The 24,878-nt window shown below is 62.7% G+C and carries 25 protein-coding genes; 17 read left to right on the top strand and 8 right to left on the bottom strand.

Annotated elements, in window-relative coordinates; translation table 11 throughout:
• The first annotated feature begins 264 nt into the window (after positions 1–264).
• From hemC to PG900_RS10855, 4 genes are read left to right on the top strand one after another with little or no spacing between them, the layout of a single operon-like run.
• Positions 265–1,194 carry a hydroxymethylbilane synthase gene (gene hemC, locus PG900_RS10840; RefSeq protein WP_016349245.1) on the top strand — a complete coding sequence of 310 codons (930 nt, stop codon included), beginning with the start codon at positions 265–267 and terminating at the stop codon, positions 1,192–1,194.
• Positions 1,191–1,925, top strand: coding sequence for a uroporphyrinogen-III synthase (locus tag PG900_RS10845; RefSeq protein ID WP_016349244.1), 735 nt, complete (start codon positions 1,191–1,193; stop codon positions 1,923–1,925). Before hemC ends, PG900_RS10845 begins: the two co-directional genes overlap by 4 nt.
• Positions 1,922–2,995, top strand: coding sequence for a uroporphyrinogen-III C-methyltransferase (locus PG900_RS10850; protein ID WP_041217696.1), 1,074 nt, complete (start codon positions 1,922–1,924; stop codon positions 2,993–2,995). Before PG900_RS10845 ends, PG900_RS10850 begins: the two co-directional genes overlap by 4 nt.
• Before the next feature lie 10 nt (positions 2,996–3,005).
• Entirely contained in the window at positions 3,006–4,169 is a 1,164-nt protein-coding gene (locus tag PG900_RS10855) for a heme biosynthesis HemY N-terminal domain-containing protein (RefSeq protein ID WP_270831450.1), read from the top strand.
• A gap of 155 nt (positions 4,170–4,324) precedes the next feature.
• Here the strand turns inward: PG900_RS10855 and PG900_RS10860 are convergent, their stop codons facing one another.
• Together PG900_RS10860 and glpX are read right to left on the bottom strand one after the other, a co-directional pair.
• Positions 4,325–4,576, bottom strand: a complete 252-nt coding sequence (locus PG900_RS10860; protein WP_016349241.1) for a YkgJ family cysteine cluster protein — start codon at positions 4,574–4,576, stop codon at positions 4,325–4,327.
• A 173-nt stretch (positions 4,577–4,749) separates the two neighbouring features.
• The gene (gene glpX, locus PG900_RS10865; protein WP_016349240.1) at positions 4,750–5,760 is read right to left on the bottom strand and encodes a class II fructose-bisphosphatase; all 1,011 of its coding nucleotides are present in this window, start codon (positions 5,758–5,760) and stop codon (positions 4,750–4,752) included.
• A gap of 220 nt (positions 5,761–5,980) precedes the next feature.
• On the opposite strand from glpX, the gene PG900_RS10870 reads away from it, so the two are divergent.
• The 7 genes from PG900_RS10870 (at position 5,981) to PG900_RS10900 (ending at position 13,507) form a co-directional block, all read left to right on the top strand.
• The gene (locus PG900_RS10870) at positions 5,981–7,045 is read left to right on the top strand and encodes a porin (protein WP_016349239.1); all 1,065 of its coding nucleotides are present in this window, start codon (positions 5,981–5,983) and stop codon (positions 7,043–7,045) included.
• A gap of 117 nt (positions 7,046–7,162) precedes the next feature.
• Entirely contained in the window at positions 7,163–8,074 is a 912-nt protein-coding gene (locus tag PG900_RS10875; protein WP_270831451.1) for an ABC transporter substrate-binding protein, read from the top strand.
• A 228-nt stretch (positions 8,075–8,302) separates the two neighbouring features.
• Positions 8,303–10,345 carry a TonB-dependent receptor gene (locus PG900_RS10880; RefSeq protein WP_270831452.1) on the top strand — a complete coding sequence of 681 codons (2,043 nt, stop codon included), beginning with the start codon at positions 8,303–8,305 and terminating at the stop codon, positions 10,343–10,345.
• A 65-nt stretch (positions 10,346–10,410) separates the two neighbouring features.
• The gene (locus PG900_RS10885; RefSeq protein WP_270831453.1) at positions 10,411–11,031 is read left to right on the top strand and encodes a PepSY-associated TM helix domain-containing protein; all 621 of its coding nucleotides are present in this window, start codon (positions 10,411–10,413) and stop codon (positions 11,029–11,031) included.
• Positions 11,032–11,207: 176 nt separating this feature from the next.
• Complete coding sequence (locus PG900_RS10890) at positions 11,208–12,245, top strand: acyltransferase (RefSeq protein WP_270831454.1); 1,038 nt, start codon at positions 11,208–11,210, stop codon at positions 12,243–12,245.
• A 129-nt stretch (positions 12,246–12,374) separates the two neighbouring features.
• A complete protein-coding gene (locus PG900_RS10895; RefSeq protein ID WP_029301822.1) occupies positions 12,375–12,947 on the top strand; it encodes a hypothetical protein in 573 nt (190 codons plus the stop codon).
• Between the two features lie 125 nt (positions 12,948–13,072).
• Positions 13,073–13,507 carry an N-acetyltransferase gene (locus PG900_RS10900; RefSeq protein WP_270831455.1) on the top strand — a complete coding sequence of 145 codons (435 nt, stop codon included), beginning with the start codon at positions 13,073–13,075 and terminating at the stop codon, positions 13,505–13,507.
• Here PG900_RS10900 and PG900_RS10905 read toward each other — a convergent pair.
• Positions 13,504–13,869, bottom strand: a complete 366-nt coding sequence (locus PG900_RS10905) for a winged helix-turn-helix transcriptional regulator (RefSeq protein ID WP_270831456.1) — start codon at positions 13,867–13,869, stop codon at positions 13,504–13,506. The two genes, PG900_RS10900 and PG900_RS10905, sit on opposite strands and share 4 nt — an antisense overlap.
• A 121-nt stretch (positions 13,870–13,990) precedes the next feature.
• On the opposite strand from PG900_RS10905, the gene PG900_RS10910 reads away from it, so the two are divergent.
• A complete protein-coding gene (locus PG900_RS10910) occupies positions 13,991–14,296 on the top strand; it encodes a monooxygenase (protein WP_043160875.1) in 306 nt (101 codons plus the stop codon).
• On the opposite strand, the gene PG900_RS10915 is transcribed toward PG900_RS10910, so the two are convergent.
• A complete protein-coding gene (locus PG900_RS10915; RefSeq protein WP_270831457.1) occupies positions 14,277–14,828 on the bottom strand; it encodes a GNAT family N-acetyltransferase in 552 nt (183 codons plus the stop codon). The genes PG900_RS10910 and PG900_RS10915 overlap by 20 nt on opposite strands.
• Positions 14,825–15,445 carry an outer membrane beta-barrel protein gene (locus PG900_RS10920; protein ID WP_270802147.1) on the bottom strand — a complete coding sequence of 207 codons (621 nt, stop codon included), beginning with the start codon at positions 15,443–15,445 and terminating at the stop codon, positions 14,825–14,827. Before PG900_RS10920 ends, PG900_RS10915 begins: the two co-directional genes overlap by 4 nt.
• 251 nt (positions 15,446–15,696) lie before the next feature.
• Here PG900_RS10920 and PG900_RS10925 point away from each other — a divergent pair, with 251 nt between their 5' ends.
• The gene (locus PG900_RS10925) at positions 15,697–16,335 is read left to right on the top strand and encodes an exopolysaccharide biosynthesis protein (protein WP_270802149.1); all 639 of its coding nucleotides are present in this window, start codon (positions 15,697–15,699) and stop codon (positions 16,333–16,335) included.
• A 63-nt stretch (positions 16,336–16,398) separates the two neighbouring features.
• Here the strand turns inward: PG900_RS10925 and PG900_RS10930 are convergent, their stop codons facing one another.
• Together PG900_RS10930 and PG900_RS10935 are read right to left on the bottom strand one after the other, a co-directional pair.
• On the bottom strand, positions 16,399–17,673 hold the full coding sequence (locus PG900_RS10930) for an amino acid permease (protein ID WP_333563427.1): 1,275 nt from the start codon (positions 17,671–17,673) through the stop codon (positions 16,399–16,401).
• Positions 17,674–18,131: 458 nt separating this feature from the next.
• Positions 18,132–19,037 carry a GGDEF domain-containing protein gene (locus tag PG900_RS10935; RefSeq protein WP_270831458.1) on the bottom strand — a complete coding sequence of 302 codons (906 nt, stop codon included), beginning with the start codon at positions 19,035–19,037 and terminating at the stop codon, positions 18,132–18,134.
• Between the two features lie 333 nt (positions 19,038–19,370).
• Between PG900_RS10935 and PG900_RS10940 the strand changes: the two genes are divergently transcribed.
• The 3 genes from PG900_RS10940 (at position 19,371) to PG900_RS10950 (ending at position 20,719) form a co-directional block, all read left to right on the top strand.
• The gene (locus tag PG900_RS10940; protein ID WP_270831459.1) at positions 19,371–19,688 is read left to right on the top strand and encodes a DUF6968 family protein; all 318 of its coding nucleotides are present in this window, start codon (positions 19,371–19,373) and stop codon (positions 19,686–19,688) included.
• 111 nt (positions 19,689–19,799) lie between these two features.
• Complete coding sequence (locus PG900_RS10945; RefSeq protein ID WP_270831460.1) at positions 19,800–20,213, top strand: GNAT family N-acetyltransferase; 414 nt, start codon at positions 19,800–19,802, stop codon at positions 20,211–20,213.
• Positions 20,210–20,719, top strand: coding sequence for a hypothetical protein (locus tag PG900_RS10950; RefSeq protein WP_270831461.1), 510 nt, complete (start codon positions 20,210–20,212; stop codon positions 20,717–20,719). Before PG900_RS10945 ends, PG900_RS10950 begins: the two co-directional genes overlap by 4 nt.
• Positions 20,720–20,752: 33 nt before the next feature.
• Here the strand turns inward: PG900_RS10950 and PG900_RS10955 are convergent, their stop codons facing one another.
• Positions 20,753–21,334, bottom strand: coding sequence for a penicillin-binding protein activator LpoB (locus PG900_RS10955; protein WP_270831462.1), 582 nt, complete (start codon positions 21,332–21,334; stop codon positions 20,753–20,755).
• Between the two features lie 465 nt (positions 21,335–21,799).
• On the opposite strand from PG900_RS10955, the gene PG900_RS10960 reads away from it, so the two are divergent.
• Positions 21,800–24,412: an AAA family ATPase gene (locus tag PG900_RS10960; RefSeq protein ID WP_270831463.1), complete on the top strand. Its 2,613-nt coding sequence runs from the start codon at positions 21,800–21,802 to the stop codon at positions 24,410–24,412.
• Positions 24,413–24,878 lie beyond the last annotated feature (466 nt).

The raw sequence follows: 24,878 nt of genomic DNA on the forward strand, positions 1-24,878 counted from the left end.
GTGATCATGTTAACAATGCAAACAGCGGTGGTAAACAAGCCCGCACACAATCGCCGGATTATTTATGACAAGTCACTAAACAGTATCATTGGAAAGCAATAAAAATCTGTAATTTCAACAAATTAACCGGAAAGCCAGACTTAATAAAAATCATTTTCAGCAGCCGTTTTTGAGCTTGAGCCCGCTTTTGCAGGCTGTGCCATGAAAGCCCCTGCAAAGGGTGGTAAGATCGTTTTCCTTCTAAAGATGAAACAACTGATTGATATGGCAGCCCGAACCCTGAAAATTGCCACTCGCAAGAGCCCCTTGGCCCTGTGGCAGGCCAACTTCGTCAAAGACCGGCTGGAAGCCCTGTACCCCGAGTTACAGGTCGAGCTGGTGCCCATGAGCACTCAGGGTGACAAGATCCTGGATACCCCTCTCGCCAAGGTGGGCGGCAAGGGGTTGTTCGTCAAGGAGCTGGAAACCGCCATGCTGGAGGGACGGGCCGACATCGCCGTGCACTCCATGAAAGACGTGCCGGTGGAGTTCCCCGAAGGGCTCGGTCTGCACACCATCTGCGAGCGCGAAGATCCGCGCGATGCCTTTGTTTCCAACCGCTTCGGCCAGATTGATGAGCTGCCGCAGGGGGCCGTGGTCGGCACCTCCAGCCTGCGTCGTCAGTGCCAGCTGCGCGCGGCACGTCCAGATTTGGTGATCCGCGACCTGCGCGGCAACGTCAACACCCGTCTCGCCAAGCTGGACGCCGGTGAATACGACGCCATCATCCTCGCCGCCGCCGGCCTGAAACGGCTGGAGATGGCGCACCGCATCACCGCCTTCATCGAGCCGGAACAGAGCCTGCCCGCCAATGGTCAGGGTGCAGTCGGCATCGAGTGCCGCCTCGACGATCACGAGCTGCACGCCCTGCTGGCACCGCTCGAACACCCCGAGACCCGGATCCGGGTGCTGACCGAACGCGCCATGAACCGCGCCCTGCAGGGGGGCTGTCAGGTCCCTATCGGGGCCTATGCCCTGGTGCAGGGGGAAGAAGTGTGGCTGCGCGGTCTGGTAGGCAGCCCGGATGGCAGCCGCGTCATCCGCGACGAGATCCGCGGCCCGCTGGCCGACGGCGAGGCCCTCGGCCACACCCTGGCCCAGCGCCTGCTGGCCGATGGTGCCGATGTCATCCTGGCCGAGGTCTACCGGGCATGATCCCGCTGGTGGTGCGCCCGGCCGCCCAGGCCGCCGAGCTGGCGGCGCTGCTGCGCCAGCACGGCCACGCACCGCTCTGCTGCCCGCTGCTGGAAACCGTGGCGGGCAGCGAACTGCACCGCCTGCCCGAACTGCTGCCCCAGGCCGACATCGTCATCGCCGTCAGCATGCATGCGGTTCATTTCACTCATCATTTTCTGTTGCAAACTGGTCAGACCTGGCCAAATATTGACTACTTTGCGGTCGGCCAGGCCAGTGCGGATGCCTTCGCTGAGGTGGGCATCCAGGCCTTGAGCCCGGACGATCCGCGCAGCGAAGGGCTGCTGGCCCTGCCCGGCCTGCAACAGGTGAACGGCAAGCAGGTGCTGATCCTGCGCGGCAATGGCGGCCGGGATCTCATCGCCCGGACGCTGGCCTCACGCGGCGCACTGGTGCACTATTGTGCGGCCTATGAGCGCCACTACCCCGCACTGGACGGGGACGCATTGACTCGCCACTGGCAGGCGGCCGGGCTCGACAGCCTGCTCGTCACCAGCGGTGAACTGCTGCAACGGCTGCTGGAACTGGTCCCAGACCAACAGCAGCCCTGGCTGCGCGACCGCCTGCTGGTGGTGCCCAGCCCGCGGGTGGCCGAGATGGCCGCGGCAGCGGGCTTTACCCATATCACGATTGCCCAGGGTGCATCCAACCAGGCCCTGACGGCCGCTCTGGAACTGAGGAAGATGGAATGACTGAACAGCAAGAAGTCCAGCCGAGTGCCGCGGCCTCCGTGGCCGACAACAAGCAACCCGGCCAGAAGGTCAACAACAAGAAGAGCAGCTCGGGTGCTGTGGTCGGCGGCATCGCCATCCTGCTGGCCCTCGGCCTGACCGGCGGCCTCTATCTGCACGGCCACAAGAGTGCCGTGGCCCAGCAGGGCGAGCTGAACCAGCTCAAGCTGCAACTGGCCGAGGCCATGAACAAGCTTGACCAGAGCAACAGCAAGGATGGCGAGCAGCTGGCCGCCCTCGGCAAGCAGCAGCAACTGCTGCAGGACGAGCTCAAGGGGTTGCAGACCCGGGTGCTGGATCTCAACGACAAGCGCCCCAACGACTGGATGCTGGCCGAATCCGAATATCTGGTGCGGATGGCCGGTCGCAAGCTGTGGCTGGAACACGACCTCGTCTCCGCCATCACACTGCTCGGCAATGCCGACGAGCGCATCAAGGCGCTCAACGATCCCAGCCTGATGCCCATCCGCAAGGCGCTGGCCGAAGACATCGCCCAGCTCAAGGGGATGCCGCGCATCGACCGCGAAGGGCTGACCCTGAAGCTGGCCGCCCTCTCCGATCAGATCGAGCTGCTGCCGCTCTCCACCGTCAGCATGCCGGAAGCCAAGAGCGAGCCCGATCAGGCCGTCAGCACCAACCCGGACGAGTGGGAGAGCAATCTCAAGAAGAACTGGGTCAAGTTCACCGAGAACTTCATCACCATCCGCCGTCGTGACGGCGCGGTGGAGGCCCTGCTCTCCCCGCAGCAGGAGATCTTCCTGCGCGAGAACCTCAAGACCAAGCTGCTGCAGGCCCAGCTCGCCGTCTACCGCGAGCAGCAGGCCCTCTATGACGACAGCCTGGACAAGGCCCAGCGCTGGCTGACCCAGTATTTCGACACCGACAACAGCGCCACCCACTACATGCAGTCCGAGCTGGACAAGCTCAAGGGGGAGCAGATCCAGTTCAACTATCCGGATCGCTTCAAGACCCAGGCCATGCTGGAAGAGGTGCTGACCGAGCGCCTGCAGCGCATTCTGGCCAGCAACTGAGGAGGGCACCATGATTCGTCTGATTGTACTGGTGGCCGCCATGGTGGCCGGCCTCATCTTCGGCCCGCAGGCCTCCGGCAACAAGGGCTATGTGCTGATCTCGCTGGGCAACTACACGGTGGAATCTTCGGTCACCAGCGCGGTGATCCTGGCGGTGCTGTTCTACGGTGCCCTGCTCATCGTCGAGTGGCTGCTGGGCCGGGTGTTCGGCCTGCGCCGCAAGACCCTGGGCTGGTACGGCTCGCGCCGGCGCCGCAAGGCCAACCAGCAGACCGTGGCCGCCACCCTGGCCATGGCAGAGGGGCACTACAGCCAGGCCGAGAAGCTGATGCTCAAGGGCGCCAGCAACAGCGACACCCCGCTGCTCAACTACCTGAGCGCCGCTAAGGCGGCCCAGGCCCGTGGCGATGACGTGCGCCGGGACCAATACCTGCAAAAGGCGCAGGAGGAGAACCCCAAGGCTGAGCTGGCGCTGACCCTGACCCAGACCCAGCTGCAGATCGAGCAGGGCCAGTACGACACCGCGCTGGCCATGCTGGAATCCGTCTACGCTCTCAACCCGCGCCACCCCATGGTGCTGGACCAGCTGCGCCAGGTGCACCTGGCCCGCGAGGACTGGGCTGCCCTCATCGACCTCATCCCGGTGCTGCACAAGGTGGGCAAGCTGACCCCTAAACAGGAAGAGGATCTGCTGCAGCAGGCCTGGCGTGGTCGCCTCGACGCCGCCAGCGGCGCCCTCGAGACCCTGCGCCCGATCTGGCAGGAGCTGCCGCGCAAGCTGCGCCAGGATCCGGATCTGCTGGCCGCCTATGGCGATCGCCTGCGCCAGCTGGGGGCCGACAATGAAGCCGCCGAGCTGTGGCTGGATGCGCTGCGCAAGCAGGTCTCACCCCAGTTGCTGGCCCGTCTGCCCAAGCTCAAGCTCGCCAGCTACCAGCCGATGCTGACCCTGTTGCAGAAGATCCAGGATCAGCCGGGCGTCGATGCGGCGCTGGCCCAGGTCTACCTGCTGGCCGGTCAGCTGGACGACGCCCAGCGCCTGCTGGAGCAGGAGGTAGCAAAAGCGCCGAACGCCGCCGTCTACCACGCCCTCGGTCAGGTGATGGACAAGCGCCGCCTCACCAACAAGGCCAACGAGTACTACCGCCAGGCATTGCAGCTGGCCGACGTCTGACGCCAGCTCGTCGCAAAATAAAAAGAGGCCGCAGTTGCGGCCTCTTTTTATTGGGATTGTTCCGAATGGCTGCTCTCCCTTCTCCCCTCGCGGGAGAAGGGTCGGGGATGAGGGGGAACCAGCAACCACCCTCTCCCCGTGGGAGAGGGTCAGCCTCAGGCCGTCATTCGCTCCAGTTCACCGATGAGCCAGATGGCCTCCTCCCGGTGATAGCCGCACACGTCCTGCATGGGACGAAAGCCGCCACACACCGCCGGCCGCTCGGGCTGGCCAAAGATCTTGCAGCCCAGCCGCGCATCGAGCTGCACGCAGGGCACGCCGGCCGGTTTGCCGTCGGGCATGCCGGGAATGGCACTGCTGATACTGGGGGCGATGCAGCAGGCACCGCAACCTTGACGACATTCCATGTAATGCTTTCCTCGGCAGGGCGAACCAGTTTAGCAAAGGGCGGGGATTTTCCTCACTGTTATCCCGGCCCCGCCATGAAATAGTCCCCTTGCAAGCAGACAACAAAAAGCCCGACAGCGTCGGGCTTTTCAGGCGGTACCATGGGAGTTGCCCCGCGGATATTCCGCTTCGCTTACAGGATGATGTCCCGCACCACGCTGTCCTTGCGATCCAGGAAGTGGATCGACTTGATGCGGCGAATGGTCCGCGACTTGCCACGGATCAGCAGGGTCTCGGTAGTCGCCATGACGCCGTCGCTGGTGATGCCGTCCAGCAGATCACCCTTGGTGATGCCGGTGGCCGAGAAGATGACGTTGTCATTCTTGGCCAGGTCTTCCAGCTTGAGCACCTTGCTCACGTCGATACCGAGTGCCTCGCAGCGGGCAATTTCCTGCTCGCCCAGCGCACGCACTTCCGGGCTGTCGCCCTTGACCTGATGACGGGGCACCAGGCGGGCCTGCATGTCACCGTCCAGCGCACGGATCACCGCCGCCGAGATCACTCCTTCCGGCGCGCCGCCGATGCCATACAGCATGTCCACTTCGCTGTCCGGCAGACAGGTGAGGATGGAGGCAGCCACGTCGCCGTCAGGAATGGCGAACACCCGCACACCCAGCCCCTGCATCTCCTTGATCGCCTTGTCGTGACGCGGCTTGGCCAGGGTGATCACGGTCAGGCGGGAGAGCGGCTTGCCGAGCGCCTTGGCCACGGCCTTGAGGTTCAGCTCCAGCGCCTGATCGAGGTCGATGGCACCCTTGGCCTTGGGACCCACGATCAGCTTCTCCATGTACATGTCGGGGGCCTTGAGGAAGGAGCCCTTGTCGCCGACGGCCAGCACGGCCAGGGCATTGGCCTGACCCATGGCGGTCATGCGAGTACCCTCGATGGGATCGACCGCGATGTCCACCGCGTCGCCCAGACCCGTGCCCACCTTCTCGCCGATGTAGAGCATGGGGGCTTCGTCAATTTCACCCTCGCCGATCACAATCTCACCATCGATCTGGATCTGATTGAGGATATGGCGCATGGCCGCAACGGCCGCCCCATCGGCGATATTCTTGTCACCACGTCCGAGCCACTTGTAGCCAGCCAGTGCAGCCGCTTCCGTCACTCGGGAAAACTCGATTGCCAGTTCACGTCTCATCGCATATCCAACCTTTGGAGCTCGAAAACGGGCGGCATTCTACCACAAGGGCAAACCTTTGCGCGCAAAAGTGGCGGTTCGTCACACAAAACACGGCCCTTTCACCAATTTGACATCAAACCGCCACCGACACTTCACGAGAGTGTCACCCCGCTGTCATCCCCCCTGCCTAGCATGGCCCCCGTCTTTTACAACAAAGCTTGCAACACAAGGGATTAAGATGAAAAAGCTGACTGTAGTGGCACTGGCTCTCACCGCGGCCTTCCAGGCTCACGCCGTTGAAGTTTACAAGAATGACACCACCACCCTGGATCTGTACGGCCGCATCTACGCCGGCCAGTTCTTCGGTGACAAGAAGGAAGGGGTCGACAGCACCCATCCGAACGGCACCCAGGAGTACAGCGACAAGCAGGGCGCCAACCAGTTCGTCCGCTTCGGCGCCAAGGTCGACAGCCAGATCAACAGCCAACTGAAGGCGCTGGCCCAGTACGAAGTGCAGATGTACATCAACGACAGCGAGAAGACCATCAGCGAGAACTCCGACAACCTGCGCACCCGTCTGGCGTTCGCCGGTGTTGGCGCCGACTGGGGCAACATCACCTTCGGTCGTCAGAAAGGGGCCCCTGGCTTCCTGGCCGACTGGACCGACGTGTCTCTCTCCGACGGTTACGGCAACGACGCGCTGGGCGCCAAGACCGACACCTTCGCCACCAACCGTGCCGGTTCCGTGCTGAAGTACTCCGGTCTGTTCAACGGCTTCCAGGTAGACACCAGCTACAAGTTCGACGGCGGTGACACCGAAGAGACCACCAGCAAGGACAGCGATGCCGCCTACGGCGCCGCCGTGGCCTACACCTTCCCGTTCAACCTGGCGCTGGGCACTGCCTACAACGTGGGGATCCGCGACAAGAACGGGGAAGAGGATGCCAAGCTGTGGCTGCTTTCCGCCAAGTACGACAACAAGGCCGTCTACGCCGCCCTGAGCTATGCGGACGGCACCGACTTCCTGGCCACCGGCAAGGATCACACCGGCTGGGAAGGGGCGCTGGGCTACAACTTCGAGAACGGCTTCGGCCTGATGGCGCTGTGGAACAAGCAGAAGGTCGAGCAGGACGGCAAGGCCGACTATGACTCCATCGACTACTACACCCTGGGCGCCCAGTACAAGTTCAACAAGAACCTGCGCGTCATCGGCGAGTACCGCATCAACAACCTCGACAGCAAAGAGAGCGGCAAGCTCAACGTCAAGGATGACTTCCAGCTGGCGGCCCGCTACGACTTCTAAGTCGGGTCCCTCTGCACTGTGCGCGCCGGCTGATGCCGGCGCGCTCTTTTGCATCCGCGTCGACGTGCCCTGCTCCCCATGATCTAGGCTCAACAGAACCACGACGAGGAGATCATCATGCCGCTACGCCTGCTCATCTGCTGCTGTCTGCTCTGCGCCCTGCCCGTCCAGGCGCTGACCATCGCCATGGTACTGTGGCGCGGCGAGACCGATGCCGAGCGCGGCTTTCGCGACGAGCTGAACCGGCTCGGTCATCACCCCACCTTCGTCACCTTCAACGCCAATCAGGACAGAACCGCGCTGGCCACCCTGCTGCGCCAGCAACTGCTGCCCTCCCTCGCCGACTACGACTACATCTACTGCTTCGGCACCACCGCCACGGCCATGGTCAAGAGCCTGGTGGGCAACCGCAAACCATTGATTTTCAGCATAGTGTCCGACCCCGTCGGGGCCGGATTCCTGTCCGACGACAAGACGGAAAACCAGATGGTGGCCGGCACCAGCAACATGGTGCCGATGGCGCTGCAGCTCGCCAACGCCCGCCGCTATCTGCCCGCCGGCAAGGGGTTGCTGCTGCCATTCAACCCGCGCGAGCAGAACACCCTGTTGACCGGCGAGCTGCTGCTGCGCGAAGCCCGTCGCTACCAGTGGGAGCTCACCACCTGGCGCATCGCGCCGGACAAGCGGCGGCTGGCCAGCGAACTCAAGCGGCTGCAGCACGACGCCAGAGAGAGCATCGTGTTTCTCGCCGCCGACAGCTACCTGCTCTCCATCGCCCCCGAACTGCTGGCCGCCCTCAACGAGGCGGGCATTCCCACCATCTGCAGCGCCGAGCTCTATGTCGAACACGGCTGCACCGTCGGCACCATCAGCAGCTATCGGGCCCTAGGCCAGATGGCGGCCAACATCATCCACCGCAACCTGCAGGGCACCCCGCTGCAGGATATCCCGCTGCAGACCGACCCGGCGCCGCGGCTGGTAATGGGCAAGCAGCTGGCCGAAATCGCCCCCTCCGCCGCCGACCACTGAGCCCCTCATCCCCCTTGTTCCCTCCTCCCGTCACCTTGCCGACAGGGCGCCCTGTCGGCGCTGGCGAGCCATCCGATACCCAGTCCCATTGCCAAAACATGTTTCTATTGCACAGCTAATGAAAATCAATATCATTAGCATCCTCTCAAATGGGAGAAAACAAAATAATTACAAATAAATCAATAAGTTCAGACCATCAGGTCGCTTCTTCAAGAGTCAACACGCAACATGCACACACCTCACCACCCGCGCACTCTGCTGAGTGTCGCCCTGCTGGCCCTGAGCGCCGGCGCACACGCCGAAGACGAGACCATGACAGTGGTCGGCAAACGCAGCCAACATGAAGAGGTCGCCACCGCGACCCGTACCAACACCCCGGCCAAGCTGGTGCCGCAGGCCATCGACAGCGTCAAGGCGAGCGAGCTGACCGCCTTCGGCCAGCCCACCCTGAGCGAGGCGCTGACCGGCATCCCCGGCGTCAACGCCAGCGGTGATACCCGCTTCGACGGCGTCAACATCCGCGGCTTCAGCGCCAGCAACGACTTCTATCTGGACGGTTTTCGCGACGACATGCAGTACACCCGCGACCTTGGCAACACCGAGCGGGTCGAAGTGCTCAAGGGGCCGGCGGCGGTGCTCTATGGCCGTGGCAGCACCGGCGGCATCGTCAACCGGGTCAGCAAGAAGCCGCAGAAGGGGCTGGAGTCCAGCGTCAGCGCCCAGGTCGGCAGCTTCGACAGCCGCCGGCTGGCCGCCGACCTCAACGGCGAAGCGGGTGAACAGGTGCAGGTGCGCCTCAACCTGGCCCAGGAAGACAAAGACAGCTTTCGCAACGGCGTGACCAGCAAACGCACCCTGCTGGCCCCCTCCGTCAACTGGGAGATCAGCGACAAGCTGAACTGGCTGGTACAGTACGAGCGCAACGAGCACGACCGCACCCCGGATCGCGGCATCCCCGGCGTCAACGGCCGGCCGGCCGACGTGCCGAAGGAGTATGTCTACAGCGATACCCGCCGCGACTTCATCGACGATGTGGCCCAGTCCACCCGCTCCCGCCTCACCTGGGACATCAACGATCAGTGGCAACTGCGCCAGCAGCTGGGCTATACCAGCCTCGACAGCCAGTTCGACAACACCTACGTCACCAGCGTGAAGGGGGATCAGGTGACCCGCTCCCGCTGGCAGCAGGATCTCAAGGCCAACAGCCTGATCAGCAACACCGAGGCCGAAGGCCAGCTGCAGACCGGCCCCGTCGAGCACCGTCTGCTGGTGGGCTTCGAGCAGAACTGGCAGGAGCGCACCCCCAAGCTCTACCAGAACGCCACCGCGATCCCGGCCGGCAACCTCTATGATCCGGGCTCCCTGCCCACCTACGACGGCGCCATGAAACTCTCCAGCGACGCCAACCACAAGGTGCGTGGCTACGGCCTCTATGTGCAGGATCAGCTCAGTCTGGGTGACTGGCACCTGCTGGCGGGTCTGCGCCGCGACGACTTCACCGTCACCAGCCGCCGCAACGACCTCAACAAGGAGGAGACCGTCTCGGTCACCAGCCTGAGCCCGCGTCTGGGTCTGGTGTGGAACCCGATCGAGGAGCACGCCTTCTACGCCTCCTACAGCAAGACCTTCACCCCGGTGGGCGGCGAGCTGATCGGCATCACCCCGGGCGACAAGAACAACAACCTGGATCCCCAGCACACCCGGCTGTACGAGGGCGGCGTGAAGAGCGACTGGCTGGATGGCCGGCTGGCGACCACCCTCTCCCTCTACCGGCTGGAGATGTACAACAAGCGCAGCAAGGATCCGCTGGATCCCACCAAGGTGATCCTCACCGGTCTGCAGCGCACCGAGGGGATCGAGCTGAGCGCCCGCGCCCAGCTGACCGACGAGCTCTACCTGCGCGGCGGCATCGCCATCCAGGATGCCGAGCAGATCAAGGCGGACGCCGATCTGCAAGGCAAGCGGCCGATGAATGTCTCCCGCCAGAACGGCGAGCTGTTCGCCGGCTATCAGAGCGGCAAGCAGGGCTGGTTCGGCGAGACCGGGGTGACCGCGGTGGGCGATCGCTTCGCCGACAACGCCAACACCACCACCCTGCCCGGTTACGCCCGCTTCGACGCCCGTGCCGGCTACCGCTGGCAGCAGTGGGAAGCCCAGCTGAGCGTGGAGAACCTGACCGATCACGACTACTTCGTCAGCGCCACCAGCGCCTCCCAGATCATGCCGGGCACACCCCGTCAGCTGCATCTGAGCGCCGCCTACCGCTTCTGATCCCTCCCTTTTCCCGATCCCTCTGGCCAGCTTCCGCTGGCCAGATTTTTATGAAACACCGAGCAATGAGACGCAGAAAACTCCCCCTGCACAACAACAAGTGGGTGCGCCGCATCCACGCCTGGGCCGGCTTTGCCACCCTCACCCTGATGCTGCTCTACGGCCTCACCGGCCTCTGGCTGCAACACAGGGCCGTGCTGCCGCTGCCCGGCCCCCACACCGAAAAATCCAGCGAAGAGATAGTGCTGAGCGTACCGCTGAGCAGTCCGGATGAGCTGAGAAGCCTGCTGCAACAACGCTATGCAGAAGGGTTCGAGGAGGGGCGCGTCCAGCTCACCCCGCCCCAGACCCTGCCCACCCCCGACGGCCCGCTCACCCTGCCGGCCCGCTGGGAAATGCGCGGCGTGACCCTCAGCCAGAGCGTGGCTGCCAGCTATGTGGCGGGCACCCTACTGGTGCGCACCGAACTGCAGCAGGCCAACTTCGCCGCCAGCCTCAACCGGCTGCACCGTGGCATGGGTACCGGCCTCTCCTGGCAGCTGGTGGGGGATCTGGCGGCGCTGGCCATGCTGCTGCTGGCCCTCACCAGCCTGCTGATGTGGAACAAGCTGCACGGCCCGGCCGCGCGCGGCATCGCCCTGCTGCTGCTGGGCGCCCTGGTCACCGTGCTGGTGGCCCTGCTCTAGCGCGTTTACCGACGGCAAAACGGGATCTGTCTCTCGGCGGCGGTAACCTTGCCCGCACCTCGGGTAACAAAGGGTAACCGGCCGCCGATGGGGGTCACAGTTGCCGGCCTGGCGGCTGGATGAGGATCGCCTGCGGCTGCTAGGGTGCGCCCTCAACCCAAGCGGCAAGAGGCAGCATGCGCATCTCCAGCATCGAATGCGGACGGGTGGTGGCCATCATGGCGGTGATGGCCATTCACCTCTCCCCCTTCAGCAACCCCTTCGACCCCACCCTGTGGGACGGCACCCTCTACTTCTGGCTCGGGGGCGTCATCAACCAGCTCTGCCGCTTCGCGGTGCCGCTGTTCTTCCTCTGCGCCGGCTACTTTCTGCAACCCGCCCTCGCCGCAGGCCACCCTCTGACGGTGGCGCTGCGCTACTGCTGCCCGCTGCTGGGGCTCTGGCTGGCGTGGAGCCTGCTCTACGTGCTGATCCCCTTCAACCCGCTCGCGGCGGTGAGCGAGGGCTACCTGCCGGCCATGGCGAGCCAGTGGCAGATGCAGCTGGGGGATCCGCTCAACGCCTGGTGGGTGGGCGGCATGATCCACCTCTGGTTCCTGCCCGCCCTGATGCTGGCGGTGCTGATCCTGGCGCTCTGCCAGCAGGCCCGCCTGCCCCGGCTGGCCCTGCTGCTGGGCGTTCTGCTCTACGGGCTGGCCCTGCTCGGCGGCTCCTATGGCCCGCCGCTGCTGGGGGGCGAGTGGGCCCTGCTGACCCGCAACGGCCCCTTCTTCTCGCTGCTGTTCGTGGCCCTTGGCGCCGAGCTGCGCCTGCGCGCCTGGCAGCCGGATGCCAGGCACTGCGCCCTGCTGATGATGGCGGGGATGGGGCTCTACGCCCTGGAGGCCGCAGGGCTGCTGCACTTTGCCGCCGTGCCCCTCAACCGCCACGACTTCCTGCTCGGCTCCCTGCCCTGGGCGCTGGGGCTGTTCGGCCTGCTGCTGGCCAACCCGGGCTGGGGCCGGGGCAGCTGGCTCGAACGCCAGGCCCCCAAGGTGCTGGGCCTCTACTGCCTGCACATGATGCTGGTGGTGTGGCTGATGATCTTCGGCCCGCAGGGCAAGCAGGTGTGGTGGGAGTTGCTGAAGGTGCCGGCGCTGCTGGCGCTCTCCCTGCTCGGCTACCGGTTGCTGGCGCTGGGGGCAGCCAGTCGCTGGCTGCTGCGGGCCCGCTGAGGGGAACAGGGGATGGGAGGGAGGCCGATCCCTCCCCACTCAAGGCTGAATGGAGGGTTCAATTTTTATTCATCAAAGATAGATAAACTCCGGGTCTCCTTAAACGCGACACCCAGGAGTCACGACCGTATGAAGTTGCTCACCAAGATGCTGTTCACCAAGCAATCCGGCCTTGTCCTCGTTCTGCTCGCCGCCAGCGGCTCCCTCAGCGCCGCCCAAATCGCCAACAACAACATCACCGAAGCCGAGATCAAGGCCGCGCAGGATGCCTGGGGCAAGGCCCTGATCCAGATCAGCGACGACTACCGCAGCGGCGGCATCGACAAAGCCAGAGCCACCGCCACCGCCGTACTCGACGGCGCCTACGGCTACCACCATGGCCCCGTGCTGTTCAAGCCGACCCTGGCCGGCGGCGAACAGACTTTCCGCATCAATCAGGAAGGGGCGCTGGCCTACTTCGTCGGCAACAATCAGGCCTATCCCGCCGACACCGGCTTCGCCCTCAAGAACTGGCAGAGCTACAACTACGACAACGCTGCCGTCTACATCAACGGCGACATGGCCCTCACCATGGGCAAGGTGCACCTGACCGACCGAGACAACAAGCAGACCACGGTCGACAAGACCTGGGGCTTCAAGAAGGGGGACGACGGCAAGGTGCGCATCGTGCTGCACCACTCCTCCCTCCCCTACGCCGGCTAACGGCAACAGGCGACCTGCGGGTCGCCTGTTTTGTTATGGGAGTAGCAGTTTGGCCACCCGCCGGGTGACGACGGGGCCTGTGCTGTTACCATGCCTCCCTTGTAACGCATCCAGACGAGACACCCATGCAGATCCGCCCCTTCACCCCGGCCGACACCGAGGCCGTCCTCGCCATCTGGCTGGAGGCCTCCCTGCAGGCCCACCACTTCATCGAGCCCGCTTACTGGCACGCCAACCTGGCGCCGATGCGGGAGATCTATCTGCCCGCCGCCGACAGCCAGCTGCTCTGCCTGGGTGAGCAGGTGCTGGGCTTCTACTCCCTGCACGAGGGCTCCCTGGCCGCCCTCTTCGTGGCCCCCGCACGGCAGGGGCAAGGGCTGGGCAAGGCCCTGCTCGAGCACGCCAAACGGCAGTTGCCGACCCTGCGGCTGCAGGTCTATCAACAGAACCGGGCCGCGTGCGACTTCTATCGCGCGCAAGGATTTCAGGTGGCGGCCGAGGGCCTGGATCCCCACACCGGCTGCGCCGAGTGGGTGATGGTCTGGCCGGCGCGGGATTAACCGGGCTCGCCGAGATGGGATTCGTCGCGGGCCGCCCCCGCTTCGCTCTGCGCCAGCAGGTCGCCGTGGCTCAGCGCGAAGTCGTGCATCTGCTGAAGCAGGGGGAGCAGGGCGATGCCGAGCGGGCTCAGGCTGTACTCCACCCTGGGCGGCACGTCGGGGTAGAGGGTGCGGATGATGACGCCATCGCTCTCCAGCTCCTTGAGCTGGGCGGTGAGCACCTTCTGGCTCACCTCGGGCAGGCTGCGGCGCAGGTCGCCAAAGCGCAGAGTCTGCACGCGCAGATGAAACAGGATGGCCGGTTTCCATTTGCCGGCCAGCAGGCGCAGCACCCGGTAGGCGGGACAGGGCAGTGAGGACAAGGGATGGCTCGCGAGTGGTTACTTTGCGGTAACTATGCCACGAAAATGTGCCTTCTTGCAGCCAAGATGCCGGCTTCCTATGATGCGGGCTTAGTCATTCAACGCCCACGAGAGGTTCACCATGCCCAGCCTGCTGCAGATCCACTTCAACTTCCCCACCGAGCTGATGGGGCCGGCCCTCACCGCCGCGGCCATGCCGCTGGCCGAGTCCATCACCAAGGAGCCGGGCTTCATCTCCAAGATCTGGACCGAAAACCCGCGCACCGGCGAGGCGGGCGGCATCTATCTGTTCGAGGATGAGGCGAGCGCCCTCGCCTACGCCACCATGCACGAGCAGCGGGTGCTCGCCATGGGCGCCAGCGCGGTGCAGTTCAAGCTGTTCGACGTCAACGAGCCGCTCAGCCGCCTCACTCGCGGTCTGGTGTGATCCCCTCAAGCGACAAGCGGTAGCAGGTAGCCTGCTGCCAGACAAAGCCCAGCCGCCGAAACAGCCGCTGGCTGGGCAGATTGTCCGGTTCGATATCCGCCAGCAGGGTGGTGATGCCGAGCTGGCGGGCATAGGCGATCAGGGCCGTCAGCGCCTCTGCCATCCATCCCTCTCCCCAGTGGCTGCGAGCCAGCATGCAGCCCACCTCTGCCTGACGCAAACCAGCCTCCCCCGCAAAGCTGTGCAGGCCGCAGGTGCCGATCAGGCGCTCGCTGTCGCGCGCCACCAACCCCCACTCCAGCGACGCCCCGGCGGCCAGCAACCGCGCGACGCTCGCCAGCATCTGCGCCACGGTAGCGAGGCTCGGGAAAGGCGGCTCGCCGACGAAACGCATGACCTCGGAGTCCCCGTAGATGGCGAACAGATCGGCACTGTCCCCGGCATCAAACGCCCGCAGCAGCAGTCGCGGGGTCGACAGCGAGGGCAGTGCACGAGGCAGGGGCAGCAAGTCGCCGCTGTGCAACAGGCTCAAAACCGCAGGGTCAGGCCGATATTGGCCTGCCACTGGGTCACCAGCTCGCCGCGCACCTTGAACACGCACTGGTCCGGGTTGCAGAGAAACTGGCTGTTGTCGTTGACCAGCGAACCATAACCGCGCACCTCGGCCCGCAGCGCCAGATGCTCGGTCAGGCGCGGCTGCACCCCGAGCGCCAGCGACATGGAGGGGGCGACGTCGCTGTCGTAGGCGGCAAAGCGGGTCGCCCCGACACCGGCGCCGATGTAGGGGGCCATCAGGTTGTCCGACAGGGTGAGCGCCCCGGCGAAGTGGAGGGTGTCCACCGTCAACCGATCCGGCTGATCGGGGGAGAGGCGGGTGGACTGGTGGCTGTAGAGCAGCTCTATCATGCCGGGGTCATCCACCTCCTTGCTGATGAACAGGCCCCAACTGCCGGAACGCTCCCCCTGCAAGGACTCCAGCCGGGTGGATACGGGCGTCGGTTTGGGGTCGTCATTGGCCTCGAAGTCGATGGCCGAGCTGTAGCCGAAGAACGGCGTCACCTGCCAGCCGAGGGCGGCCTCCCCCTCGGCGCTCCAGGCCTGCCCCAGCGGCAACAACAGCCCCATCATCATGATCCCTGCTCGTTTCATCACGGCTCCTCCGTGCGCTGCATCAGTGCCCGTCAAGCATATCAGAGCCCACTGGCCCCCATCCTAAACCCGACCTGTATCAAGCGATTTTCAGCGAGGAGATCACACTCCGTCGCCACCACCGGCAGCCTGCCGGTCAGACGGTACATCCGCGCCTGCGGTTATTCATCCCGGATTAACCTGTGCCACGTATGCTGGCGCGCAATCGGCTCATGGTGAGCCGGTTCAACTCACCAGAAGGACATCAGGGAATGGTTGCCGCGCAACTCAACGACCCCCAGAACAAGCTCTCCGATACCCTGCGGGCCACCGCCCACGCCATCGAGGAGAGCCATATCAGCCTGCGCCAGATGCTGGCCCTGGTCGGCGAACAGGGCATGCTGCTGTTTTGCGTGCTGCTCACCGTGCCCTTCCTGCTGCCAGTCTCCATCCCCGGCGTCAGCACCCCGTTTGGCCTGCTGATCCTGTTCATCGGCATCGGCATCACCCTCAACCGGGTGCCCTGGCTGCCCGCCATCCTGATGGAGCGCCGCTTCGCCGCCGAGCAGCTCAGGCCAACCCTGCACAAGGGGGCGGATCTGCTGGCCCGCATCGATCGCTTCATCCGCCCGCGCCTGCTGCTGTTGACCGGCAGCAGTACCATCAACCGCTGCAACGGCCTGCTGATCATGCTGGCGGCCCTGCTGCTGATGCTGCCGCTCGGAGCCATCCCCTTCACCAACGCCATGCCGGCCTGGGCCATCCTGCTGCTGGCCATCGGCATGCTGCAGCGCGACGGCCTGTTCGTCGCCAGCGGCTACCTGCTGGTGAGCGCCACCCTGGTCTGGTTCAGCGCCCTGGCCATCGGCCTGCTGATGGCCGGCCAGAGCGTCTCCACCCTGCTCGGCTGACGGCAACACCAAGAAAAAGGGCGACCCATGGGTCGCCCTTTTTGACTTGTGCGGGATCCGCCGTCACAGCAGATCGTAGATAAGGGCCGAGATGGCCAGCAGCCCGATCACCAGCACGAAGAGGATACTCGCCCCGCGATAACGCTTGAGGGCGGGCAGACGATAGATGGAACAGGCCGGCAGCAGGAACAGGATCACCGCGATGAGCGGCCCGCTCACCTTCTCGATGATCTCCAGCACGTTCGGGTTGAGGTAGGTAATCACCCCGGTCACCACGAACAGGATGACCGACGAGACCCGTGCGATGGTCGCTTCACGCAGCGACAGCCCCAGCCCCTGACAGGCACCGTTCACCATGCTCACCGTCCCCTCGCTCACCCCCATGGAGGTGCCGAGGAAGGATTTGGACATGGCCAGAATGGCGATGAGTGGCCCCACATAGGCGATCAGCGGATTGGAGAACTTGTTCGCCAGCGCCGACAGCACCGAAATATTGTCGATGCGGGCCTGCGCCATCTCGGCCTGGCTCAGGCTCATCACGCAGCTCACCACGAAGAAGAGCACGCTGCCGCAAATCAGCAGGCTGCTGCACTTGATGATCCGCTTGGCGCGCTGGTCGGCGCTCGCCTGACAGCGCTTCTTCTGCGCCGCGCTGAAAGAGGAGATGATGGGGGCGTGGCTGAAGGAGAACACCATCACCGGCACGATCAGCCAGAGGGATTTCCAGAACGCTGGGTCACGCCAGTCCACTCCCTGACTCTCGCTGAAGTAGGAGAGACTCCACTGGGGCAGCAGATAGATGGAGAGGCCGATGAGGAAGGCAACCATGGGCAGGGCCAGCACGCTGATAGCCGACACCACGATCTGCTTGCCTGCCAGCAGCACCAGGTGCAGCCCCAGCATCACCCCCAGCACCAGCAGGCCGCGCGGGATCTCGGCATTGCCCAACTGGTGCACCACAAAGCTCTGGATCGCGTTGGTGATGGAGATGCTGTAGACCAGAATGATGGGGTAGAAGGCCATCAGGTAGACCAGCATCAGCAGCTTGCCCGCCCGCGCACCGAAGTGCTCTTCCACCACGTGGGTAATATCCCCCTCCCGGTGGGAACTGGATAATACAAAACGACTCAATGCCCGATGGGAATAATAAGAAAGCGGAAATGCCATCAATAATATAAATAGCAAAATAACCGGCGAATTACTGCCAACGGTAATTGGGAGAAACAGTGTACCTGCACCGACCGCAGTGGCATATAAGCCCATGGTCCATACCGAATCACTTTTCTCCCATTTCAACTTTGATGCGGGATTACTCTTTTCAGCAATAGCAACACTCATTGCGATATACACCTTATTAATCTGTCATCTTTTATTTTATTGGCCCGTGTAATTAGGCTGGTGATATGCAGTGGCATATCGACCGGATCGTAGAAAAAACAAGCCCGCCTGCGATCAACATGATCACCAAGAGGAAACGGGGATGCCACGCTACCATCGTTGAAATCGCCATAAAGGTCAAGGTTAATAATTCATGACTGTTTGAATCGGATTGTTTCAAAAGGAAATAAGATGTGTCATTTCGGCCTCAAGATAATCAATTCAGCTCCGTCTGGTAACATAACGACAAAACCTCGATGAGTTGTTCAACAACTTGAATAAGGCCAGAGAGTGGCCCGTTAATATTAACAGCATCAGCCTATAAATATCAGTTAATTATGCAGCGAACAGTGCCCGCAGCGCCTGATATATCGGCGCCGGGCTGGCCACCATATATAAGAGGGTTGCCGGCCCCGGTTTCATTCCTGAGCGCCGGTTGCCACCGGGCAGTGGGCGACCCGGTTGCGCCCGGCCCGCTTGGCCCGATAGAGCCACTCGTCGGCGCGGGCCAGCGCCTGATTGATCTCCTCCCCCGGCCGCACCAGGGTGGTGCCCAGGCTGACGGTAAAGGCCGCCGGATCTGCCGGCAGCGCTGCCACGGCCGCCCGGATCCGCTCCGCCAGTGCCAGCAGATCCGGCTCGCTCATGCCGGGCAGCAGGATCAGAAACTCTTCGCCGCCGCTGCGCACGAACAGATCGTCCGCCCGCAGCTGGGCGGCCACGCAAGCGCAGAAGCGCTGCAGCGCCCGGTCACCCTGCTGATGGCCGAAGCGATCGTTGATCTGCTTGAAGTGGTCGATGTCCAGCATCACCAGCGCGCAGGGAGCTTCCCCCGCCCGCCGCTGCCGGCAGTGCTCGAAGAAATAGCGGCGGTTGTAGAGGCCGGTCAGCTGGTCGGTTTCGCTCTGCAGCTTGAGCCGCTGCTGCAGCTCGTACTGGCGGGTGATGTTGCGGGTCACCCAGGCCACCGCCCGCTTGCCGTCGTAGCGGGAGGGCAGCGGCGCAATCTTGCCCTCGAAGTGCTGCATCCCCTGCGGCCCGACCGAGGCGTCGATCCCCTCCACCTCCACCGCCGCCAGTTCGTACTCCACCACCTGCACCTGGCCCGAATCCAGCGCCAGGGTCACCTGCTCCATCACCCAGCGGGTCATGGCGGCCGGCAGCACATCGGCCAGTCGCTTGCCCGTCAGCGGGTTGCCATCCTGGTAGGATTGCTGCTCCACCCCGCCGATGTATTCGATGTAGTAGCCATCCTCGCTCAGGATGAAGACGGGGTCGGGCAGTTGGGCCATCACTTCATATAGTTGCTTGACCGAAAGAGCCATGCGGTTTCCTTGGATCCGGGGACGAGAGGCGCACACCGGGCTGGCGCCTGCCCCAATTATCGTGCCGGGAATGGCGCCGAGCCAGCGAGGGATCCCGCCATTCATGGATGCGCATCAAGCAATGCGGGAAAATAGCGCTTGCCCCGCCCCTCTTCGCTCAAAAGAGCAGCGGCGCTCGGATATTCACCCTGCCTCACAGACAGCCGCTGCGCCCGTTGTCTGCGACGCCCGCATCCATTAGGCTGACCTTCCTGAGTCTGCCACTGACCGCCGACTCACCGACCATCAGCCACCAGCCAGACAGGCGCCGGCCCCCGGAAAAGGATCGTCCAGATGAAGAGAGCCATAGTGAAAGCCCGCTTCGATGCCATCAGCATCGAGGGAGAACAGCTGACCGTGAAGATTACCATCCGCGCCCCCGAGCCGGACCCCAAGTCCGCCGGCGGTGACTGGCGTTGCAAGGTGAAGCTGGACGGCCTTGGCAACAAGACCTTCATCTATGGCGTCGATGCCCTGCAGGCCCTCAGCCTCGCCCTCAAGTTCGTGGAGAGCGAGCTGCGCGCCTTCACCGATGCGGGCTGGCACTTCTACCTGCCCGGCTGCCCCGATCACCCGGTCGACATGGCCGCCTGCTACTTCCCGCAGCTGTGACGCAGGTTGCCCGCCCAGCAGGCTGATCGCCATTGAGGTCGGGCAACCACTTGACCGCATTGAGTCTTAACGGTTATGGATAAAGGCCCTTTACCCGGCTCTGGAGAGACCATGCACCTGACCCCACCTCAACCCCCTGCCGAGCAGGATGTCGACGCGCTGCGCATCGGCCTGTCGGGCTACAACATCGGCAAGGCCGGCATCCACCTGCGCGAGCACATCGCCAGCTTTATCAAGGATGAAGATGGCAAGGTGCACGGCGGCATCACCGCCGACCTCAAGTGGGGTTGGCTGCACGTGGACTGGCTCTGGATTGACGAGCGCATCCGCCAGGATGGCTGGGGCGGCCGCCTGCTCGCCACCATGGAGCTGTACGCCCGAAGCAAGGGCATCAGCAACTTTCATCTGGAAACCACCAGCTTCCAGGCGCTGCCCTTCTATCAGAAGCAGGGTTATCAGGTCTTTGGCGAGCTGCCGGACATGCCGCCCGGGCATACCACCTATTTTCTGAAAAAGCAGGAATGAGGCCGCTGTCGCCACTCACCACCAAGGGCAAGGCCAAACCCAAACTCCTCAGCCCGGCCTTGGGTGCACTGTGTCTGTTACTGACCACAAGCCAGAGCGCCATGGCCCTGTCGTTGCACGATCTGGATCCGGCGTTTGCGCGTTGTGAGGCAAGCAAGGCCCGCCACAAACCCGCGTTGCCTCCCAAAGAGGATCGCTTCTGGTTGCTGGAAAGAGAGCAGCAGGTGACGGTGCTTGTCTACCTGCATGAAAAGAGCATGGAACGCTGCACCGCCGCAGAGGTAGATGCGCTGGCGATCAAGGCGTTTCATCAGGCAGTCGCCGGAGACCGCGCCTTGCTCGATGCCCTGATCAAGGCAAGAGCCACGACGCTCACACCGGCTCAGCAGGCACAGTTACAGCAAGTTGGACAGACAGAGCTGGACAGGCTGGCCAAGCTGACAGGCTTTGCACACCCTTTCTCGCTGCTCGATTACCTCAACCTGCTGACCCCGCCCAAAGCGTGAAGGGCTGACAAACCTGTCAGCCCTTCGGCATCCTCAGTGGCTGGCGGAGCGACTGCCGCTCCAGAGCAGCTCGCCGCTGCGCAGCTCCATCAGGGTCATCGACAGCCGATAGCGGCTGCCCTCGGCCACCAGATCCCCGTAGAGCATGTAGCCGGCGCCGGTCTGGCGACCGAGCCGCACCAGGGAGGCCGGGTTCATCCTGCCCTGCTGATACTCAAGCTGGCCGGTGATGGCCGCCACCTGACCTGGGTCGACAAAGCGAAAACCGCTCTTGCTCTGGATGCGCTTGCTCATGGCTGCCGCCATGGCGCGGGTATCCACCGGCTCGCCGGTGCCGTTCTGGGGCGGAGTAAGCAGCAGCACTGGCTGGCCGGTTTGCGCCAGCTCCCGCACCTCGGGGGCCTGCACAAAGGCATCCGCCATGGCCAGCGCCAACCCGGTCGGCGCCACCGGTTTGGGCAGCGGCGCCCCGGCATCCGGCTTGGTCACCGGCTTGTCCGGCTGGCTCACTGGCTGGTCCGGTTTACTGACAGGAGCCTGAGTGCCACCGTAGGGATTGACCGCACAACCGCCCAGCAGCAGGGCACCCACCATCAACAAGGAACGCAGCTTCATCTTTTCTCTCCGCCAAAAGTCCGTAAACGGGCATCAACCAGCGCCCGCATGGCGGAGCCCCTGCCCCGCATCTTCCTTATGCTAGAGACAAACCCCGGCGGGGTCGATGCGCCATCCGCGGTCAGACGACAGAGGTTGGCCCAGATAACCCGCACCGGTATCCGAGAGTGAGGATTGAAATATAAGAAGCCAGCAAGGCCGCACATCAAACAGACAGGAATAGTGCGAGGTCGCCGACAATCCCCCACCATCCACCTTGACCATCCAGTACCACCTAGTCATGGTGGTCACTCTTCATCTGGAACTGAGCCAGATGCAACTGACCGCCATCAGCCACACAGTTTCCAGGCCCGACCCTTCTACCGAGAATAGGATTATTCCATTCTTGGCGAACTGCCGGATATACCACCGAGGTATGGCGGTAATTTTCTGAAAAAGCAGATGTGAGCAACAAGGTGCAAATTGATGAGCATTATTCAAGAGATCTATGCGTGGTCCAAGGGACTCGCTGCTTGGCAGCAAGATGCTATTGCTAGACTCTACCAAGATCGCTCACTTAGTACTGCGGATCTGGAAGACCTCTATGCATTGGCCAAGGCAGAAGTGGGGATTCCAGATCCAGATGGCCGGATATCCAAGAAGCTTCAAGACACACAGGTTGCTCCGCCTGCCGATCCAGCCCGAGTAGTTCAGTTAGCCGCGATCAAGGGGCTTGTGAACGTCAATGCATTGGCGAACGGCGGGAGCGTCCCGATCGCTTTAGCTGGTCTAACCGTTATCTACGGGGAAAACGGAGCCGGGAAGTCGGGATACTCCAGAATATTCAAACACGCGTGTCGCGCGAGAGATCGGCGCGAGCCCATCCTACCCAACGCCAACCTAGACCCCAAGGACGTTGGCACCGCTCAGGCTGTGTTCGAGGTTGTAATCGATGGCACAGCGATTGACCTTCCTTGGCAGTACGGTGTGATAGCGCCTGAACCACTTTCGGATATCTCAATCTTCGATACCCACTGCGCCCGAGCTTACATCGATAACCACGGGGACTTTGCTTACACCCCATATGGGCTGGACATCTTAGAGGGGCTAGTCGGTGCCTGTAACAAGCTCAAGGCGCGGGCTACGCAAGAGAAGGCTGCGAATGCTCCAAGTGACGCAGCGTATGCCGTGCTGATGAGAGAGCAGACTGCGGTCGCCACAGCACTACTTGGTATCCCGACCCAGACAAAACCAGAGCACATTGAGAATTTGGCCACGCTTAACCAAGCCGAGCTGGATCGGCGGGCCCTGCTGACTAAAACCCTCGCAGAGGCTGATCCTAAGCAAAAAGCCCAAGCGACTCATCAGAAGGCAGCGCGCCTTAAGGGGTTGAAGGATCGAATTACCGCCGCGATAACACTGATCGACGATGAAAAGGTCACACAGCTTAAAGGGCTTATTGATAAAGCAAAATCAGCCAAAGCTGCCGCAGACCTAGCGGCGACCGAGTTCAAACAAACTCCGGGTCAACTTGCTGGTACTGGAAATGAAGAATGGAAAACGCTGTTTGAAGCAGCCCGAACTTTTGCCAAAGTAAGCCACCCAGACCATGAATTCCCGGTGCTTCCCGAAGACTCTGCATGCCCCCTCTGCCAAAACATGCTTGGACAAGATGGGGCTGCGCGTCTGGTGCAGTTTGACACGTTTATCAAGCAGGCAGCTGAAAAAGCTGCGGCCGAGGCGCGCGAGGTAGCAGCAACGGCCTACAAAGCGATCAAGAAAGCGGCCTTGGACATCATATTCCGTGATGGTTTGGTGGAAGAGTTGACGGAGATTGCTCCTGAGCTCGCAGCTGGATGCTCGACGATGCAGAAATGCCTGAATACCCGTCATCAATTGGTGTTGCAGGCAGCGGCGACCGAGCTCCCGTGGGAAGAGATTTTGGCACTGTCGAATGATCCTCGACCGGGGTTGGTAAGCATAATTGAAGGTCTACAGGAACAGGCCAAGGCTTTGGAGGCCACGGCCGATGAGAAAGTTCGGGCTGATATGATGGCGGAGAAGCGAGAGCTTGATGCGCGGGTGCGCCTGGGGGAAGTCAAGACCGCTGTCTTAGAGGCAATCACCAAGCATGAGATCTGCCGTAAGCTTCAGGCGTGTATTGATGGTTTGGATACACGAGCAATCTCCAGAAAGTCTACCGAGCTTTCGCGGACAACGGCCAGCAAGGAGCTGGCGGACGCTCTCAACGATGAACTCAAACTCCTCAAGGTGCATCAACTTCAGGTCGTAATGAAGCCAGAGTCTCCAGGGGGAAAGACCCAATTCAAGCTGGTCCTTCAATTGCCTGGTGGAGGTTCGCCTGCCGCCATCCTCAGTGAGGGGGAGCAGCGAGCTATTGCTATCGCATCCTTCCTGGCAGAGATAAAGCTTGGCAAAGGACGTGGCGGGATTGTGTTTGATGATCCAGTGTCATCACTCGATCACAGGCGCCGTTGGGAGGTGGCTTATCGTTTAGCCCTTGAGTCACTCACCCGGCAGGTGATCGTCTTCACCCACGACATCTACTTCCTCTGCATCTTGGAGCAGAAGATCGAGGAACTTGGGTCAATGCTGAGCAAGAACTACATTCGCAGAACAGCCCAAGGATATGGTGTGCACTCGCAAGATCTGCCGTTTGACGTTGTGGGCACCAAAGATCGCCTGGCAAGGCTCCGGCAAGAACTCGTGGAGGTTCGTAGAGCGCAAAAGGATGGGGACGAGGATGAACATCGTCGTCTGACTGCATTTTGCTACGGCCGGCTACGCCTGGCTTGGGAGCGGTGTGTCGAGGAGGTGTTGCTGAACGGCGCGGTCCAGCGGTTCGGTGAAGGTGTGTCAACACAGCGCCTTAAGTCTGTCGTTGTGACCGATGATGACTACCGGGAAGTTGATGTAGGAATGTCTAAGTGCTCCAAGTTCGAGCACGATGCCGCAACAATTGTTGGAAGGCTCCCAATCCCAGAGCCTGATGAACTTGAGCAAGACATAGCGAGATTGGCTGCATGGCGAGACACTATTAACAGGCGTCTGATCGATACGGCCAAGACCAGAAGCTGAGAGTCTACTGGCGACATACACCCACTAGGCCAAGTCTGAATGGCGGGCACGGTTTTGGTTCCCCTTCTTATTCGCTGAGGCTAACCCGCTTGTCCAGGCCGCGAGACAGGATGTCGAGCGAGCGGCGCCGGGTCATGGATGGCCCATCGGCGCGTACCATCGGACAAGCAGGTGAGCCGAAGGCACCCGACGTAAGCCGGGCGAATAAGCGGGGGAAAAGACCTTTGGTGCATTTTTTGAAAAGAGCGGGTCTTTCCAAAGTCACTCGCCCCGGCCCGAAGGGCGGGCGAACCCCCTTCGAGGCCAACGACCTCGCGTCCTGCACGGCAAAGCCGTGCCATCGACTATCCCCTCGGACGATTACGCCTACCGGCTAATCGACCCTACGATTGCACGGCGCAGCCGTGCCTGCTTGCCACAGGCACGGAGTCTGGCTGGACGCCGGAATGCCGCCGGCAAAGGGGGC

Source organism: Aeromonas sp. QDB03, assembly GCF_027707985.1.
GTDB lineage: Bacteria > Pseudomonadota > Gammaproteobacteria > Enterobacterales > Aeromonadaceae > Aeromonas > Aeromonas hydrophila.